The sequence below is a fragment of the Taklimakanibacter deserti genome (assembly GCA_003574785.1).
Window position 1 is genome coordinate 20,276 of sequence record QORU01000013.1, and the last position, 16,039, is coordinate 36,314.

Here is a 16,039-nt window from a genome sequence, read left to right on the forward strand (position 1 = left end):
CATGCGGCTCGCTTATCTCATCCTCGCCCACCGCGCCCCGAACGATCTCCTGGCGATGCTCCCCGCGCTCGGGCGCCATGGCGAGACCTATCTTCATGTCGACCGCGATGCCCGGGGCTTCGACGGCCATTGGGACGATCTGTCGAAGCATGCGGTGCTCGCTGGGCAGCGCCATTCGGTGAGCTGGGGCGGCTTCAGCGTGGTCGAGGCCACGCTCTCCTTGATCGAGACGGCGCTCGAGCGGGGCAAAGCGGATTATTTCATTCTGATGAGCGGCGCCTGTCTGCCGGTCCTGAGCGCGACGAGCCTCGCCGAAAGACTGGCGCAGGAGGCGGGCGAGTATATAGACATGATGCCGGATGAAGAGGCGGCCGGTCATGACCGGAGGCGTCGGCTCATGTATTACCGCTTCTACAGCAAGACTATGCCGCGCCCGTGTCTCGGCGCGCTCAACCGCCTGTCGCGCCTTGCCTGGACGCGTCCTGCTTTCGAAAAAGAGTTCGGCGAGCCGCGCTTCGGATCGATGTGGTGGTGCCTGTCGCGGCCCTGTCTCGACTGGGCAATGGCGTTCCGGCGCCAGCGTCCTGCCTATGACCAGCGCTTCCGCCACACCGAGACGCCGGACGAATCCTATTTCCAGACCATGGTCTCGCTCTCGCCCTTTGCCGAGCGGATCAAGGGCTCGCTCACCTATGTGGATTGGGACAAGGGCGGCAGTCATCCGAAGACCCTGTCGCGCCGGGATCTGCCGCGCATCCAGGCCTCGGGCCAATGTTTTGCACGCAAGTTCGACTGGGATCACGACCGCGACCTGGTTCACTCATTGTTGGAGGCCTACTGATGACGGTCATGACCCGTCGCGATCTTCTCGCCGCCGCCGGCGCGACCGTAGCAGGAACGATGGAGGCGCGTGCACAGACCACGACCGACAAGACCCTGATCGGCGCGGCCAAGCCCAAGAACCTCATTTACGGCGCCGCCCTGGCGACCTGGCAGACCGATCGTGATGCCACCCTGCGCCGGACCTTCGACCGGCAATGCAGCACCGTTGTGCCCGAATGGGAGATGAAGTGGGGGACGATCGAAGCTACGCGCGGCACGCGCAACTATGGGGCCGCCGACCGCGTGGTGTCCTTCGGCGCCTCACACGGCCTGACCTGCAGAGGCCATGCCGCCATCTGGCACCGCAACCTGCCGAAATGGGTCGATGCCGCGATGCGCGACGAGGGTATCTCGGTCTTGGCCACCCATATCAGCGACCTGATGACCCACTACAAGGGCAAGATCAAGAGCTGGGACATCGTCAATGAAGCGATAGAGCCCAAGGACAGCCAAGCGAATTCGTTGCGCAACTCAGCCTTCCTGCAACGGCTGGGGCCGGATTACATCGGCCGCGCCTTCACGCTCGCCGCCGAGGCCGATCCGAGCATCCAGGGCTTCTACAACGAGTATGGCCTCTATCATAATGACAGCACCGACCAGGCGCGGCGCACGGCCGTCCTGGCTCTTCTCGAGAAGCTCAAGAGCAGTGGCGTGCCGATCTATGGTCTCGGCATCCAGGGCCATCTGGCGATGGGGCGGCCTTTCGATGCCTCGGTCTTTTCGACCTTCCTGCGCCAGGTCGCCAATCTCGGCCTGAAGATACTGATCACCGAGCTCGACATAGACGACCGCAGCCTGACCCAGACGGTCAGCGAGCGCGACCGCCTCGTGGGCGAGAGGGCGACCAAATTCCTGACCGCCGCCTTGTCCGAGCGTGCCGTCGAAGGCGTCGTCACCTGGGGCCTGTCCGACAAATATTCCTGGCTGAACAACAGCGTCTACCAGAAGCGCAGCGACGGGACGATGAACCGCTGCCTGCCTTATGACGAGAACTTCCAGACCAAGCCCTTCTGGTATTCCCTCTATTATGCGTTCAAAAGCGCGCCCCTGCGTTAGGAGAAGCCCATGATGCGCGAAACCTTTCCCACTGCCGGCCCCTATCAGCACCGCGAATCTTCCACGCCGTCGCCGATCGACCTTTTCAAGCTGCTCGCCATCGTGCGCCGGCAATGGCGCATCGCGGCCCTGAGCGTCCTGGTGATGCTGGTGCTCGGGGTTCTCTATCTTCTGGTGGCGCCGCCCAAATATACGGCGATGACCTCCATCCTGATCGACCAGGACAACAGCAAGATCCTCTATCAAGGCTCGGCGCTCGAGCGCACCGTCGAGGACGAGGCGAGAATCTTGAGCCAGGTCGAGATCCTGGTCTCCGAAAGTGTCGGGCTTGCGGTCGTCGACAAGCTCAACCTCACGAAAGACCCGAAATTCATGGATGCGCCGGCCGATCCGGTGCAGATGGCGAAGTCGGCCGTGCGTTGGGTGGTGTCGCTGTTCACGTCGTCGGCAACCATCCCCGGTGAAGACGGCCCGCGCCGGCTCGCCTTGCAGAGCCTGCAGCGCAATCTGGAGGTCGAGCGGCTCAATCGCAGCTATGTGCTCAATGTCCGCTTCTCCTGGTCCGATCCGGTCATGGCGGCGAATATCGCCAAAGCGCTGGGTGATGCCTATCTCGCCGACCAGCTCAATTCGAAATATGAGGCGACCAGGATGGCCGGCGGCTGGGCCCAGCAGCGCATGAAGGACCTGCAGCAGGAAGCGCTCAAATCCGATCTTGCCGTCCAGAAATTCCGCTCCGACAACAATCTGATCGCCGCCAGCGGCAAGCTGTTGAGCGAGCAGCAATTGTCGGACCTCAACGGCCAGCTCATCGTGGCGCGCGCCGATACGGCCGCCGCCAAGGTCAGGTATGACCGCCTGCAGGCTGTCATCGACAGTGGGCAACCCGATGCCATCGTCGCCGGCACGCTGGACAGCCCCATCGTCAACGACCTCAGGCTCAAATATCTCGAAGCCTCGCGGCTCGCCGCCGAGATCTCGGCGAAGGTGGGGCCCAAGCACGATCAGGTCAAGCGCCTGCGCAACTCGATGGACGAATACCGCAAGCTCATCTTCGAGGAGCTCGGGCGCATCGCCAAGAGCTACGACAGCCAGTATCAGGTGGCGAAGTCGCGCGAGGAATCCTTGCGCAACATCGTCGGCGACGCGACCGGCGTCAGCGCCGATGCGAACGAGACGCTGGTTCAGCTGCGCGAGCTCGAGCGCGAGGCCGAGAACTACAAGGATCTCTATCAGAAGTTCCTGCAGCGCTATCAGGATTCGCTGCAGCAGGAATCCTTCCCGGTGACCGAAGCGCGCATCATTTCCCAGGCCGCGGTCCCGCAGGAGACGAGCGGGCCGAAGAAGTCGCTGGTGCTGGCTTTGTGCGCGTTCCTCGGGCTGGCACTGGGCTCGGGCCTCGGTTTGCTTCAGGAATATCGCGACCGTTTCTTCCGCACCGGCGACCAGGTTTCGGCCGAAACCTCACTGCCGTTCCTGGGCCTGGTCCCCCTGGTCTTGGGCGGCACGCTGTCGCGCAAGCGGCTGGCGGAAGCGCGCCCGGGCGACGGCATAAGGCCGATCACCAACTATGCCGTCAACAATCCGCTGTCGCTCTTCGCCGAGACCATGCGCAGCACCAAGATCGCCGCCGATCTGACGCTCGGCCGCGAGAAGCCGAAGATCATCGGCATCACCTCGGTGCTGCCGGGTGAGGGCAAATCGACGATCGCGATCAATTTTGCACGCCTGCTCGCCAGCCAGAAGGCGCGCACCTTGCTGATCGACGCCGATCTGCGCAACCCGACATTGACCCGCTCGGTGGCGCCCCAGGCGACGGCGGGCCTCGGCGAATTCGTCATCGACAATGCCGCCCTCAAGGACCTTCTGCTGTTCGAGGAACGCACCCATCTCGCCATGCTGCCGTCGGTCATGCGGCGCGACGTCCCCATGACCTCGGATCTCCTCGCCTCGCGCGAAATGGCGGGTCTGCTCGAACAGGCGCGGGCATCCTTCGATTATGTCGTTCTCGATTTGCCGCCGCTCGCCCCCGTCGTCGACGTGCGCGCCATCACGCCTTATATGGACGCCATTGTCTGCGTGGTCGAATGGGGACGCACGCCCAGGGCCACGGTGCAGGCGAAGCTCGATGCCGATCCGGCGTTGAGCAAGAAGTGCCTCGGCATCATCCTGAACAAGGCCGATATGGAGCGGATGAAGCTCTACAGCACCGACAGCACCGATTATGGCGATCCGCGCTATAACGCCTATTTCCGCGAGGCGAAGCCCGCGTCGGCCATCGAGCCGGTAAAGAGCGCCGCCGTGGCCAAAGCCGTCGCCAAGGTCGCGACACCGGGCTGAGGCCGGCGGGGCGCTGTTGACGAAGGCCAGGACGTCCCGCAAACAGGGGGATCTTCGCATCTGAAGGTCCCTTATCCATGCGGAAAATCCTCGTCATCGGCATCGGCGCCGGCGATCCCGACTACATCACCGTCCAGGCGATCAATGCTTTGAACGCGGTCGATGTCTTCTTCGTCATCGACAAGGGCGAGGAGAAGGAAGACCTCGTCGCCTTGCGCAAGCATCTCTGCGACAAATATATCCGCAAAGCCGGCTGGCGCATCGTCGAGGCGCGCGATCCCGAGCGCGACCGTAAAGCGCCGGCCTATGAGGCGGCGGTCGAGGACTGGTATGAGAAGCGGGCACTGATCTTCGAGCGGATGATGCTGGAGGAGCTTGGCGATGACGGCTGCGGCGGCTTTCTCGTCTGGGGCGATCCAACCCTTTATGACTCGACGATCCGCATCGTCGAATTGATCCGCAAGCGCGCGCGCGTCGATTTCGAATATGAGGTGATCCCGGGGATCAGCAGCGTCCAGGCTTTGGTGGCGAAGCACCGCTTGCCGATCAACCGCATCGGCGAGGCCATTCATGTCACCACCGGCCGCAAGCTCGCCGAAGGCCTGCCCGAAGGCGTGACCAATGCGGTGGTCATGCTCGACAGCCAGAATGCCTTTCGCACCGTCGATCCCGAGGCCGAGATCCATTGGGGCGCCTATATCGGGACGGCGAATGAGATCCTGATCTCGGGCAGGCTCAAGGACGTAGCCCCGGCGATCGAGGCAACAAGGGCTCAGGCGCGCGAGAAGCATGGCTGGATCATGGACACTTATCTGTTGCGCTATCCGCGGAAATAGAGCTTGCGGCGGATACAGGGAAAATAGAGGGAAAACTCGAGAATTGCCCTGCTGTGGCGCCTTCCACGGGGGATTTGCCGAATAATTTCGGAAGGTTGCCTGCAAACGGGCTAAGTGGGGAGCAGGGAATTCTATCCGCGCAAGTAGGCCGGAGCTTTTTTCACCGACGCTCCTAAATCACAGATTTGAACGGCAGCAGCTCCGATGCCGTTTTGGGCAGCGGAAGCTTGCTGAGGATGTCGATATACTCGTCCGCTGTTACTGGCGGATTTTTTAATCTGGCCCTGACTTCATAGGCTGAGGTGATCACTGCGGCCTGATCCAGCCCGAATTGATGGTGTATGAAGTCGTCGGGGTGGATTGCTTCAATGTTATGTTTGCTGAGAATGTGCGCCGGGAAGTCTTTCAGGTTTGTGGTTATGATGGCGTCGCATCTCGCATGTATGGCCGCGGCTAGAACATGGCGGTCTTTGGGGTCAGGGAGATTAAGTGCGGGAATTAGGTATTCGTAATTGGTTATCAGGCAATCCAGGATCGCACCGTTCATCATGTCGCGTGTGCGTTCGAGCTGGAGACGAGTAAGGTCGGGTCGACGCTCCAGGACACTGTCGATCCATTCATCGTGGATCTGGTTTGTCCACTTGGCGCGGAAAAGTGAAGTCGTTGCAAGCTGGACCAGGATATCCCGCAACGGTGCTGGGTATAGGACACAGGCATCAAAGAGAACGGTATAGAATGAGGGCTTAATACCCAAGGTCCAGATCCTGGGCCTGCTTTACCAGTTCATCCAGCGCTTTGTTTTGCTTGGCCTTGAATGTCTTCTTGAACGCTTCAAGGTCCAAGAACTTCACCCTTCGGTGTGTCCCCGCTTTGTGGAAGGGGATCTGATTTTCTTCAAGAAGACGAATGAGGAAGGGTCGCGAAACGCCTAAAAAATCCGCCGCCTCCTGCGTCGTCAGCTCTGCATGTATCGGTATGATCGTAACCGCATTTCCCTGCGCCATTTCCGTGAGCAGGTGAATCAGCAGACGGCCAGCGGATTGCGGCAATGCCAATTCGGTCCCGTCATCGAGACGGACTCTAAGCCTCTCGGTTGGGTTTTTTGAAAGCTCCCGGCTTGCCTCCGCAGCAATCTTGCTGTCGGATTCCGTAGGCAGCACGGGAGCCAATGAAAGCTTGTCGGCGGCCAGCATTTTTGGTCCTCCAATCTTGCAATAGATATAGTCCCCTCTCTGCTAAACGCAATAATCGAAAAAGGGGACTTTACACCGAAAATAGGATTAAAAGAATCGATATGGACAAAACTTGACTCAAGAAGTCGGGTATTTACACTGCGCCCCGCAGCCAGGCCGAAAACCCAGCAAAACCAAGAATAATGTGCAAGGGCCTGAATGTATCTGGAACGAACCGATCCTATTTCCAAGCGCCATTCGCTCAGGGCAATGAGCCTGTTGCTCGGCGTTGCCCTGGCGCTTTCGAGCTTCGCCGCGGCCGCTTCCGCCAAGGACGATATTGCCCTCGAGCTCAACAAGCTCGAGCCGGTGAAGGACGCCTGCCAGGCCTATTTCCTCATCGAGGAGAAGGCCGGCAAGCCGCTCCAGTCGCTGAAGACCGATCTCATCATCTTCGGCAAGGATGGCGGCATCGCCAAGCGGCTGATCGCCGAGATGGGGCCGGTCAGGTCGAAGAAGACCAGCGTCAAGATCTTTTCGATCGACGTTCAGTGCCCTGAGATTTCCGGCGTCCTGCTCAATGATGTCGCGAGCTGCGCGCCCGATGCCGCGCCCGAGGCCTGTCTCGACCGGCTCGCCGTGTCGTCCCGCCTCGCCACCCGTTTCTACAAGTGAGTGACCGATATGCAAGGTGGAGAAATATCCCCCGTCGAAATGTTCATGCAGGCGGGCCCGGTGGTGAAAGCGGTGATCGCGATCCTCATTGCCGCATCGCTCTGGTGCTGGATCATCATCTTCGAGGCCTTATGGACGCTTCGCCGCTTGCGCCGCGCGATCCGCAGCGAAGGCGCCAACAAGAGCCGCATGGGCGAGCTCATCGGCAAGATCTTCGCGGCCGGACGCGAGGAGGCCTTCGAGGCACAAGCCTCGGCCGCCGAGGCCGACCGGCGCAGCGCCATCATCGCGGCAATGCGCCGACGCGCCCAAGAGCTCGTCGAATCTTGCCAGCGCGGCCTGCCCAATCTTGCGGTGATCGCCTCGGTCGCCCCCTTCATCGGCCTGTTCGGCACGGTGTGGGGCATCATGACGAGCTTTGCCGGCATTGCCGCGGCCAAGGATACGAGCCTTGCCATCGTGGCGCCGGGCATCGCCGAGGCGCTCGCCGCGACGGCGATCGGCCTTGCCGCCGCCATACCGGCGGCCTTCGCCTATAATCGTCTCGCCGCCGCCTTCGGCACGACGTCGCGCGGCCTCAACCGGCGCATCGAGGATTATGGCACCAGGCTCGCCCGCGAGAACGCCCCTGTCTCCACCTTGCGGAAGAAGATCGCATGAGCTTCAACCTCTCCGCCGACAGTGACGGCGACGATCTGGCGCCCATGGCGGAGATCAATGTCACGCCCATGGTCGACGTCATGCTCGTGCTGCTCATCATCTTCATGGTGGCGGCCCCGATGCTGAGCTCGGGCATGAAGGTCGATCTGCCGCAGGCCAAATCGGCCGAGCCGACCGATCCCAAGAACCCGATCGTGCTCACCATCGCCACCGGCAACAAGATATCGCTCGGCGCCGATGAGATCGCCCGAACCGATCTCGTTCCGCGGATCAGAGCGATGATCGGCACGGAGGACCGTGTCGTCCATGTGCGCGGCGATCGCACCGCGACTTACGGCGACATCGTCAGTGTGCTGGATGAGCTGGCGCTCAACGGCATCACCAGGCTTTCTTTGATCGCCAACAAGAACGGCAATCCGGTGGAGCCCGTGACGCCATGAACACCGGCGGCCTGTCGCATGGCTCGCGCCTCGTCTGCATCATCCTCGCGGTGGGTGTCCATGCCGCCGCGGCCGCAGCCTTCATGCTGACACCGAAGATGGAGCCGCCGCCACCGCCCGAAGGTGTCGAGATCGAGATGCTGGCGGAGATCACGAGCGTGGTCGCCGAAGAGGTGCCGCCTTCGGTCGCCGCCGAGGCGGAACAGATCGAGCAGGTAACCGAGACCCAGCCGGGCGAAGCCGCATCCATGGATGGTGAAGTGGCAGAAGCCGTGGCATCGCTCGAGACGAAGCCGACCGAGGTCATGCCGCCAGAAGTCGAGGACACGGCTGAACCTGAGGTCCGGCCGGAGGCGGTGGAACCGGAGGCCCAGCCGGAAGCGGAAGACTCTCCGGAAGTGGAAGATTCGCAAGAGGCGGAAGAGCCGCAGGAAGCCGAGACGCCGCCCGAGGAAGCTCCGGTCACCATGCCGATCGAGCTGGAAGAGCCGAAGGTCGCGACGCCGCAGGCGCCGGCTTTGGCCACGAAGCCGAAGGCCGAAGCAAAGAAGGCCGAAGCAAGGAAGACCGAAGGAAAGAAGACAGAGAAGAAGGTGGCGAAGAAGAAAGCCAAGGCTCAGCCACGCCGCCTCGCAGTGGCGGGCTCCACCTTGGCCAAGGAGGCCACCCGCAAGGGCCAGTCGAGCGCTCAGTCATCGGGAGGCCGGAGATCGAGCTCCGAATATCGCTCGATCGTCCAGGCGAGGCTGTCAGCGCGGCGCTCTGCGATCAGCACGAGCGTCGGCTCGGGGCGGGTCATCATCGCCTTCGCGATCGGCGCCAGCGGCCGCATCACCTCGGCATCGATCTCGCAATCTTCCGGCAATTCGAGGCTCGATTCCGCCGCTCGTTCGGTGGTGGCCGCGACCTCTTTCCCGCCGCCGCCCGCCGGGTCCTATCGCGGCCGCATCCCGATCTCGGTTTCTGTCAGATAGCGAGAGAGATCTTACCAGCAGCAGTAACCGCCGTCGGCGAGGACGATCGATCCGGTCATCAGGCTCGCGGCATCCGAGGCCAGGAAATGGACCACGGAGGCGATCTCGTCCGGCTGGCCGACGCGGCCCATCGGCGTCATCTCGAGCCAGGTTTTGTACATCGCCTCATTCTCCCTGATGCCGAAGGAGGTGAGAGGGGTCTCGATATAGGTGGGCGCCACCGCGTTCACCCTGACACCGCGCATGGCCCATTCGGCGGCGAGCGAGCGGGTCAGGTGATGCACCGCGGCCTTGGAGGCATTGTAGAAGGATTGCGGCTGCGGCTTGTTGACGATGAAGCCCGACATCGAGCCGATATTGACGATCGAGCCCGAGCCCTGCTTCAGCATCTGGCGCCCGAAGGCGCGGCAGCACCAGAACAGGCCGTCGAGATTGACATCCATGTGGAAGCGCCAATGGTCGTCGCTGGTATCTTCCGCCTTGACGTCGCTCTTGGCGACACCGGCATTGTTGACCAGGATGTCGACATGGTCATGCTGCTTGATGATCTGGGCGGCGACGGCATCGACCTCCTTGGACTTGGTAACGTCGAGCTTCACGCCATGCGCCTTGATCTTGAGCTTCTTGAGCTCGGCGACGCTGGCATCGACGCGATCCTGCAACATGTCGGCGACGATGACCGTTGCCCCGGCTTCGCCGAGCGCTCGGGCGCAAGCGGCGCCGATGCCCTGGCCCGCTCCCGTCACCACCGCCACCTTGCCGTCGAGCTTCAGTTTTTCCAGATACACTTTTCCGATCCTTTCAACTCAACTCATCCATTGTCCGCCGTCGACATTGAAGGTCTGCGCCACGACATAGTCGCTTTCGGGCGAAGCGAGGAAGATCGCGCAGCCCACGTGATCCTCGGGCTTGCCCATGCGGCCATAGGGAACGCCCTCGCCGACGAGACGCTTCTTCTCGCCCAAGGGCCGGCCCTCATATCTGGCGAAGAGGGCATCGACCTCGTCCCACATGGGCGTGTCGACGACGCCGGGCGCAATGCCATTGACATTGATGCGATGCTTGATGAGGCCTAGACCCGCCGATTGTGTGAGGCTGATGACGGCGGCCTTGGAGGCGCAATAGACGGCGACCAGCGCCTCGCCGCGCCGGCCGGCTTGCGAGGCCATGTTGATGATCTTGCCGCCTTTGCCGCGCCGGATCATGGAATTCGCTACCGCCTGGAGGGTGAAGAGCAGGCCCTTCACATTGACGGCGAAGATCCGATCATAGCTCTTCTCGGTGATCTCCTCGATCGGCGCCAGGTCGAAGATGGCGGCATTGTTGACCAGGATGTCGATGCCGCCGGTCTTTGCCTCGACCTCGTCCACCAGCCGGTTGATCGACTCGATCCGCGTCACGTCGAGATGCGCGGCGAAAGCGCCGCCGCCAGTGTCACGGGCGGCGGCACGGGCTGCATCATCGTCAAGATCGGCGATGCAGACCCGGGCGCCCTCACGCGCATAGCCCTCCGCTATGGCACGCCCGATGCCGCGCGCGCCGCCCGTGACAACCGCTGTTTTCCGTTCAAGCCGCATTACGAATCGTTTTTCCCTTGTCATCGAAGCGATGGATACGGCCGTTTTCCGGGGTCAGCCAGATCCTGGCGCCCGGTCCTTGCGGAAATTCGCCGGCGGCGCGCACGGTGAGCCGGCCGCATTTCGGGGCATCGACATGGAGGAACGTATCCGCACCGAGATGCTCGGCAAGCGCGATGGTGCCTTCCCATTCACCCGACGATTGTGAAAGGGCAATGTGCTCGGGTCGCACACCGATCGTATGAGCCCGGTGCGCCGCCGCCACGTCGCTTGAGATGAAGTTCATCTTCGGTGATCCGATGAAGCCCGCAACGAAGAGCGAGTCCGGTCTGTTGTAGAGCTCGAGCGGCGAGCCCACCTGCTCGATATTGCCCTTGTTGAGCACGACGATGCGGTCGGCCATGGTCATGGCCTCGACCTGGTCATGCGTCACATAGATCATGGTAGCGCCGAGCGACTGGTGCAGCTGCATGATCTCGATGCGCATCTGGACGCGGAGCGCCGCGTCGAGATTGGACAAGGGCTCATCGAACAGGAAGGCTTTCGGCTGGCGTACGATGGCGCGGCCGATGGCGACGCGCTGGCGCTGGCCGCCCGAAAGCTGGCGCGGCTTGCGGTCGAGATAATCGGAGAGATTAAGGATCTGCGCCGCCTTGTTGACCTTGGCCTCGATCTCGGGCTTGGGCAGGCCCGCCATCTTGAGGCCGAAGGCGATGTTGTTGCGGACACTCATATGCGGATAGAGCGCATAGGACTGGAACACCATGGAGAGGCCGCGCTTGGCGGGCGGGAGCTGTGCGGCGTTCGTGCCGTCGATGATGATCTCGCCCGCCGTGACATCCTCGAGCCCCGCGATGAGCCTGAGCAAGGTGGACTTGCCGCAGCCCGACGGGCCGACGAAGACGACGAACTCGCCATTCTCGATGCCGAGATTGGCTCTGGGGATGATGGTGACGTCGCCGAAGCTCTTCTGCACGTCTTTCAGAACGATAGTGCCCATTATTTTACAGCTCCGAAGGTGAGGCCACGGACAAGTTGTTTCTGGGCGAACCACCCGATCACCAATATGGGTGCGATCGCCATCGTCGAGGCGGCGGAAAGCTTCGCCCAGAACAGGCCTTCCGGACTCGAATAGGAGGCGATGAAGGCGGTAAGCGGTGCGGCGGATGAGGTGGTGAGATTAAGCGTCCAGAATGACTCGTTCCAGGCAAGAATGATGTTGAGGAGGAGCGTCGAGGCGATGCCTGGAACGGCCATCGGGGCGAGAACAAAGACGAGTTCCTTCCACAAGGACGCGCCGTCCATGCGGGCTGCTTCCAAGATCTCACCCGGAATCTCCTTGAAGTAGGTATAGAGCATCCAGACAATGATCGGCAGATCGAGCAGGAACAGGATGGCGATCAGGCCGCCGCGCGTGTCGAGGAGCCCCAGGTCGCGGAAGATGAGATAGACCGGGATGAGCGCGCCAACCGGCGGCATCATCTTGGTCGAAAGCATCCACATCAGGAGATCCTTGGTGCGCTTGCCCGGTGAGAACGCCATGGACCACGCTGCGGGAATGGCAACCAGAAGCGACACCAGGCACGAGCCGATGGACAGTATCAGCGAATTGGTGACGAAGCGCAGGTAGTTCGATCGCTCCTGCACGATCTCGTAGTTTTCGAGCGTCCAGTCGAAGAACAGGAATTTCGGCGGAATGGAAAAAGCCTCCAGCTCCGTCTTGAAACTGGTGATGACAGTCCAAAGGATCGGGAAAAAGATGAGGAAGCCGATGATCCAGGCAATCACGGTGCTGATGGCGCGTCGGCGTGCCGATACTGCTCTGGCCATGGCTAACCCTCCAGGTTCCGGCCGACCATCCTGACCAGGAAGAAGGCCACGATATTGGCAAGAACGACCGCCACGATCCCGCCCGCGGAGGCGCCGCCGACATCGAAATTGAGCAAGCCCTGGAAATAGACAAGATAGGGCAGGTTGCCGGCAGGTCCGCCGCTGCCGGTGACATATATTTCAGCAAACACGTTGAGGAGGAATATCGTCTCGATCAGGATCACCACGGTGATCGGGCGCGCGAGATGCGGCAGGACTATGTAGAAGAAAAATGAAAGCGGTGGTGTGCCGTCCATTTCGGCGGCCTCCTTCTGCTCCTCATCAAGCGACTGGATGGCAGTCAAGAGGATCAGCGTTGCGAAAGGCAGCCATTGCCACGCCACCATGATGATGACGGCGGTGAGCGGCGCCGAGGCAAACCAGTCAATTGGTTGAAGGCCGACCGACTTCATGAGCCAGGCAAAGAGCCCCGAGACCGGATGCATGAACATGTTCTTCCAGACCAGCGCGCTCACCGTCGGCATGATGAAGAAAGGCGCGATCACCATGAGGCGCACGATACTGCGGCCGATGATGGCCTGGTCGAGGAGAAGGGCGAGGAGCGTGCCGCCGATGATGCTGATGGCGAGCACCGCGAAAACGAGCTTCAATGAATTGCCGATGGCCGCGAAGAAAGCCGGATCGGTGAGGAAGTATTCGTAATTGAAGAGTCCGACGAAGCTCTCATTCCCCGGATCGAGGAGATTGTAGCGTAGAAGCGAGAACCAGATGGTGAGCACCAGCGGCACGATCATCCACAGGAACAGCACGATGACCGAGGGCGCTACGGCGAGCCGGCCTAGCACTCGTGTTTGCTGCGTTGCCATGGCGTCTCTCCTAGTCCATGTTTCCCTTCTCCCGCGCGCAGCGTGGGAGAAGGTGGCCGAAGGCCGGATGAGGGCTCTTTCGTGCAGGATGCTCTGATCTCGATGAATGTCGCTTGCTCAGATGGAGAGCCCTCACCCGCCCTTCGGGCACCCTCTCCCATTGCTTCGCAACGGGAGAGGGGGAAACCTGGAGAGGCCTGTGCATATGACTATCCCCCATCATCACCCGGAGAAAATGGCTGCCCGGCGCTCCGGGCAGCCCAGTCCAGGGAGGTGCCGTCCTATTTGATATAGCCGGCTTTGGTCATTTCGCGCGTCGTCGCCGACTGCGCCTCGGCGAGCGCGTCATCGACCGACTTCTCGCCCGCGAGTGCCGCGGAGAAGATCTGGCCGACCATCGTGCCGATGCCCTGGAATTCAGGAATGGCGACGAATTGCACGCCGACATAGGGCACGGGCTTGACGGTGGGCTTGTTCGGATCGGCCGAGTTGATCGAGTCGAGCGTCATCTTCGCGAAAGGCGCGGCCTTCTGATATTCCGGATTGGCGTAGAGCGAGCTGCGCGTGCCGGGCGGCACGTTCGCCCAGCCTTCCTTGGACGCGACGAGGTCGGCATAGTGCTTGCTCGTGGCCCAGGAGACGAATTTCTGCGCCGCCTCGGCTTTCTGCGAGCCGGCGGGCACGGCGAGCGACCACGCCCACAGCCAGTTGCCGCGCTTGCCGAGACCCTTGTCGGGCGCGAGTGCGAAGCCGACCTTGTCGGCGACCTTCGAGTCCTTGGGATTGCTCACGAAGGAGGCGGCGACCGTGGCGTCGATCCACATGCCGCATTTGCCGGCATTGAACAGCGCGAGGTTTTCGTTGAAGCCGTTCGAGGAAGCGCCCGGAGGGCCCGCTTCCTTCATCAGGTCGAGATAGAAGGTGAGCGTTTCCTTCCATTCCGGCTGGTCGAATTGCGGCTTCCAGTTCTCATCGAACCAGCGGGCGCCGAAGGAGTTGGAGGTGGCGGTAAGGAAGGCCATGTTCTCGCCCCAGCCGGCCTTGCCGCGCAGGCACACGCCATAGGTCTCTGATGCCTTGTCGGTCATCTTCTTGGCGGCATCGGCGATGAAGTCCCAGGTCGGCGCATCCGGCATCTTCAGCCCGGCCTTGTCCATGAGATCGGTGCGATACATCACCATGGAGCTTTCGCCATAGAAGGGCGCCGCATAGAGCTTGCCGTCGAGCGACAGGCCGCCGCGGATCGGCGGCAGAAGATCGTCGACATCATAGTCGGCGCCCAGATTGTCGAGTGGGACGAGCCAGCCCTTCTTGGCCCAGATCGGCACTTCATAAGTGCCGATGGTGAGAACGTCGAACTGGCCGCCCTTGGTGGCGATGTCGGTCGTCACCTTCTGGCGCAGGACATTCTCCTCGAGCGTCACCCATTCGAGCGTGATGTCGGGGTTGGCCTTGGTGAAATCCTCGGTCAGTCCCTGCATGCGGATCATGTCGCCATTATTGACGGTAGCGATGGTGAGCTTGGTTTCGGCGAGCGCTGTCGTCGACAAAGCGGCGACGGCGAAGGCGCCGAGAATGCCGGTGAGAATGGCCTTCATAGAATCCTCCCATATTGAGCATTTGCCTTTTTAGTGGGCATTATCCCAATATGATTGCCAAACGAAGTCAAGCCGATTTCCTGTTGCGACGCACAAAAGCGCTGCAACATCTGCGACAATGTCTTGTTTTTACGAGAGAATAAAATTTGAGCTTTTGCTGGTTATTCAAGCAAAAGCTCAGCCATTTTTTCATTGGTGACCAGACCATTGATCAATTTCCCACGCAGCGCGCCCTTGATCGCCCGGAATCGGGGGACCGCCATGGCGATGCCGATCATCCGGCGGGTTGCCGGCTGCTCCAGGGGGACGCTCAGCACCCGGTCATTGGTGAGCCCGTCGATGAGCTTGCCATCGCCGTCATAGGCCCAGCCGACGATCTCGCCGACGGCCCCCGTCCTGACCAGAGCGCGAATCTCGTCGGGGCGGACGAAGCCGTCGCGCAGCAGCGCGGCATCGTCATCGACGGTGCCGATGCCGACAAAGGTGACATCGGCCTGGCGCGCCAGCTCGATGACATTGCGCAAGGGCTTCTGCGCCAGGAGGAGCGATTTCTCATGCACGGTCGTGGCAATCACCGGCAGCGGCATCGGATAATGCGGCGCCTTCACGCGGTCGCCGACGCGGCTCACCACATCGAAGAGCGAGGCCGAGCCGTCGGGCGCGATATTGCCGACCAGCGACACGACCTTGTGCTGCGGGCAATCCATCGGCGTCAATTGCTCGACCATGGCCCGCAGCATGCGCCCGGTGCCCATGGCGACGATGACGGGATGCTGCGAGACGAGGTAGCGCTCGAGCTCGGCGGCGGCGGCTTCCGCGACGCCGATCGAGCTCGAGGTCGATTCCGGATCGCTCGGCACGACCTCGCAGAAATCGATGCCGTAATGGGCTTTCAGCTTCTCCGACAGCTCGAGGCAGTGTCCGATCGGATGATCGAGCCGGACCTTGATCAGCTTCTCGCTGACCGCGAGCGACACGAGCCTCTGCGCCGTCTGCCGCGACACGCCGAGCTTGCGAGCGATCTCGTCCTGGGTGTTGCCGGCGATGTAATAGAGCCAGCCCGCCCTTGCGGCGTCATCGAGCCGGTCAGCTTCTGAATCGGGTTTGCGCGCCACTCTGCCCATTTCCTGTGG

General features: G+C 61.7%; 17 protein-coding genes. 8 read left to right on the forward strand and 9 right to left on the reverse strand.

The window, feature by feature from the left end; genetic code table 11:
* Window position 1 precedes the first annotated feature (1 nt).
* The 4 genes from DS839_RS25395 to cobF all read left to right on the forward strand — a co-directional run bounded on the left by DS839_RS25395 (window position 2) and on the right by cobF (window position 5,114).
* The gene (locus tag DS839_RS25395) at window positions 2–841 is read left to right on the forward strand and encodes a beta-1,6-N-acetylglucosaminyltransferase (protein ID WP_119273297.1); all 840 of its coding nucleotides are present in this window, start codon (window positions 2–4) and stop codon (window positions 839–841) included.
* Window positions 841–1,938, forward strand: a complete 1,098-nt coding sequence (locus DS839_RS25400; protein ID WP_162918792.1) for an endo-1,4-beta-xylanase — start codon at window positions 841–843, stop codon at window positions 1,936–1,938. The genes DS839_RS25395 and DS839_RS25400 overlap by 1 nt, the downstream gene beginning before the upstream one ends.
* Window positions 1,939–1,947: 9 nt before the next feature.
* Window positions 1,948–4,278, forward strand: coding sequence for a polysaccharide biosynthesis tyrosine autokinase (locus DS839_RS25405; RefSeq protein WP_119273299.1), 2,331 nt, complete (start codon window positions 1,948–1,950; stop codon window positions 4,276–4,278).
* A gap of 77 nt (window positions 4,279–4,355) precedes the next feature.
* Window positions 4,356–5,114 (forward strand): precorrin-6A synthase (deacetylating), encoded by a 759-nt coding sequence (gene cobF, locus DS839_RS25410; RefSeq protein WP_119273300.1) that lies wholly within the window; start codon window positions 4,356–4,358, stop codon window positions 5,112–5,114.
* A gap of 172 nt (window positions 5,115–5,286) precedes the next feature.
* Here the strand turns inward: cobF and DS839_RS25415 are convergent, their stop codons facing one another.
* Window positions 5,287–5,868, reverse strand: coding sequence for a PIN domain-containing protein (locus DS839_RS25415; RefSeq protein WP_368911911.1), 582 nt, complete (start codon window positions 5,866–5,868; stop codon window positions 5,287–5,289).
* On the reverse strand, window positions 5,858–6,307 hold the full coding sequence (locus DS839_RS25420; protein WP_119273301.1) for a helix-turn-helix domain-containing protein: 450 nt from the start codon (window positions 6,305–6,307) through the stop codon (window positions 5,858–5,860). Before DS839_RS25420 ends, DS839_RS25415 begins: the two co-directional genes overlap by 11 nt.
* Window positions 6,308–6,505: 198 nt before the next feature.
* On the opposite strand from DS839_RS25420, the gene DS839_RS25425 reads away from it, so the two are divergent.
* The 4 genes from DS839_RS25425 to tolA are packed head-to-tail and all read left to right on the forward strand — an operon-like array spanning window position 6,506 to window position 9,035.
* Window positions 6,506–6,961 carry a hypothetical protein gene (locus DS839_RS25425; RefSeq protein ID WP_119273302.1) on the forward strand — a complete coding sequence of 152 codons (456 nt, stop codon included), beginning with the start codon at window positions 6,506–6,508 and terminating at the stop codon, window positions 6,959–6,961.
* Window positions 6,962–7,006: 45 nt separating this feature from the next.
* Complete coding sequence (locus DS839_RS25430) at window positions 7,007–7,621, forward strand: MotA/TolQ/ExbB proton channel family protein (RefSeq protein ID WP_368911912.1); 615 nt, start codon at window positions 7,007–7,009, stop codon at window positions 7,619–7,621.
* Window positions 7,618–8,061, forward strand: coding sequence for an ExbD/TolR family protein (locus tag DS839_RS25435; protein WP_368911914.1), 444 nt, complete (start codon window positions 7,618–7,620; stop codon window positions 8,059–8,061). The genes DS839_RS25430 and DS839_RS25435 overlap by 4 nt, the downstream gene beginning before the upstream one ends.
* The gene (tolA, locus tag DS839_RS25440) at window positions 8,058–9,035 is read left to right on the forward strand and encodes a cell envelope integrity protein TolA (protein ID WP_119273304.1); all 978 of its coding nucleotides are present in this window, start codon (window positions 8,058–8,060) and stop codon (window positions 9,033–9,035) included. Before DS839_RS25435 ends, tolA begins: the two co-directional genes overlap by 4 nt.
* A gap of 11 nt (window positions 9,036–9,046) precedes the next feature.
* On the opposite strand, the gene DS839_RS25445 is transcribed toward tolA, so the two are convergent.
* The 7 genes from DS839_RS25445 to DS839_RS25475 all read right to left on the reverse strand — a co-directional run bounded on the left by DS839_RS25445 (window position 9,047) and on the right by DS839_RS25475 (window position 16,021).
* Window positions 9,047–9,823 (reverse strand): SDR family NAD(P)-dependent oxidoreductase, encoded by a 777-nt coding sequence (locus DS839_RS25445; RefSeq protein WP_119273305.1) that lies wholly within the window; start codon window positions 9,821–9,823, stop codon window positions 9,047–9,049.
* Between the two features lie 18 nt (window positions 9,824–9,841).
* Window positions 9,842–10,612: an L-iditol 2-dehydrogenase gene (locus DS839_RS25450; protein WP_119273306.1), complete on the reverse strand. Its 771-nt coding sequence runs from the start codon at window positions 10,610–10,612 to the stop codon at window positions 9,842–9,844.
* Window positions 10,602–11,612: an ABC transporter ATP-binding protein gene (locus DS839_RS25455; protein WP_119273307.1), complete on the reverse strand. Its 1,011-nt coding sequence runs from the start codon at window positions 11,610–11,612 to the stop codon at window positions 10,602–10,604. Before DS839_RS25455 ends, DS839_RS25450 begins: the two co-directional genes overlap by 11 nt.
* Window positions 11,612–12,442, reverse strand: coding sequence for a carbohydrate ABC transporter permease (locus DS839_RS25460; RefSeq protein ID WP_119273308.1), 831 nt, complete (start codon window positions 12,440–12,442; stop codon window positions 11,612–11,614). The genes DS839_RS25455 and DS839_RS25460 overlap by 1 nt, the downstream gene beginning before the upstream one ends.
* Window positions 12,443–12,444: 2 nt before the next feature.
* The gene (locus DS839_RS25465; protein WP_119273309.1) at window positions 12,445–13,308 is read right to left on the reverse strand and encodes a carbohydrate ABC transporter permease; all 864 of its coding nucleotides are present in this window, start codon (window positions 13,306–13,308) and stop codon (window positions 12,445–12,447) included.
* 281 nt (window positions 13,309–13,589) lie between these two features.
* A complete protein-coding gene (locus DS839_RS25470) occupies window positions 13,590–14,906 on the reverse strand; it encodes an ABC transporter substrate-binding protein (protein ID WP_119273310.1) in 1,317 nt (438 codons plus the stop codon).
* A gap of 161 nt (window positions 14,907–15,067) precedes the next feature.
* Complete coding sequence (locus DS839_RS25475; protein WP_438816548.1) at window positions 15,068–16,021, reverse strand: sugar-binding transcriptional regulator; 954 nt, start codon at window positions 16,019–16,021, stop codon at window positions 15,068–15,070.
* Window positions 16,022–16,039 lie beyond the last annotated feature (18 nt).

Excerpts from the sequence above, each read along its gene's own strand:
- cobF (WP_119273300.1), top strand. The coding sequence starts at position 4,356 with ATGCGGAAAATCCTCGTCATCGGCATCGGCGCCGGCGATCCCGACTAC.
- DS839_RS25420 (WP_119273301.1), bottom strand. The coding sequence starts at position 6,307 with ATGCTGGCCGCCGACAAGCTTTCATTGGCTCCCGTGCTGCCTACGGAA.
- DS839_RS25470 (WP_119273310.1), bottom strand. The coding sequence starts at position 14,906 with ATGAAGGCCATTCTCACCGGCATTCTCGGCGCCTTCGCCGTCGCCGCT.
- DS839_RS25435 (WP_368911914.1), top strand. The coding sequence starts at position 7,618 with ATGAGCTTCAACCTCTCCGCCGACAGTGACGGCGACGATCTGGCGCCC.
- DS839_RS25395 (WP_119273297.1), top strand. The coding sequence starts at position 2 with ATGCGGCTCGCTTATCTCATCCTCGCCCACCGCGCCCCGAACGATCTC.
- DS839_RS25460 (WP_119273308.1), bottom strand. The coding sequence starts at position 12,442 with ATGGCCAGAGCAGTATCGGCACGCCGACGCGCCATCAGCACCGTGATT.
- DS839_RS25450 (WP_119273306.1), bottom strand. The coding sequence starts at position 10,612 with ATGCGGCTTGAACGGAAAACAGCGGTTGTCACGGGCGGCGCGCGCGGC.
- DS839_RS25400 (WP_162918792.1), top strand. The coding sequence starts at position 841 with ATGACGGTCATGACCCGTCGCGATCTTCTCGCCGCCGCCGGCGCGACC.
- tolA (WP_119273304.1), top strand. The coding sequence starts at position 8,058 with ATGAACACCGGCGGCCTGTCGCATGGCTCGCGCCTCGTCTGCATCATC.
- DS839_RS25465 (WP_119273309.1), bottom strand. The coding sequence starts at position 13,308 with ATGGCAACGCAGCAAACACGAGTGCTAGGCCGGCTCGCCGTAGCGCCC.
- DS839_RS25455 (WP_119273307.1), bottom strand. The coding sequence starts at position 11,612 with ATGGGCACTATCGTTCTGAAAGACGTGCAGAAGAGCTTCGGCGACGTC.
- DS839_RS25430 (WP_368911912.1), top strand. The coding sequence starts at position 7,007 with ATGCAGGCGGGCCCGGTGGTGAAAGCGGTGATCGCGATCCTCATTGCC.
- DS839_RS25405 (WP_119273299.1), top strand. The coding sequence starts at position 1,948 with ATGATGCGCGAAACCTTTCCCACTGCCGGCCCCTATCAGCACCGCGAA.
- DS839_RS25425 (WP_119273302.1), top strand. The coding sequence starts at position 6,506 with ATGTATCTGGAACGAACCGATCCTATTTCCAAGCGCCATTCGCTCAGG.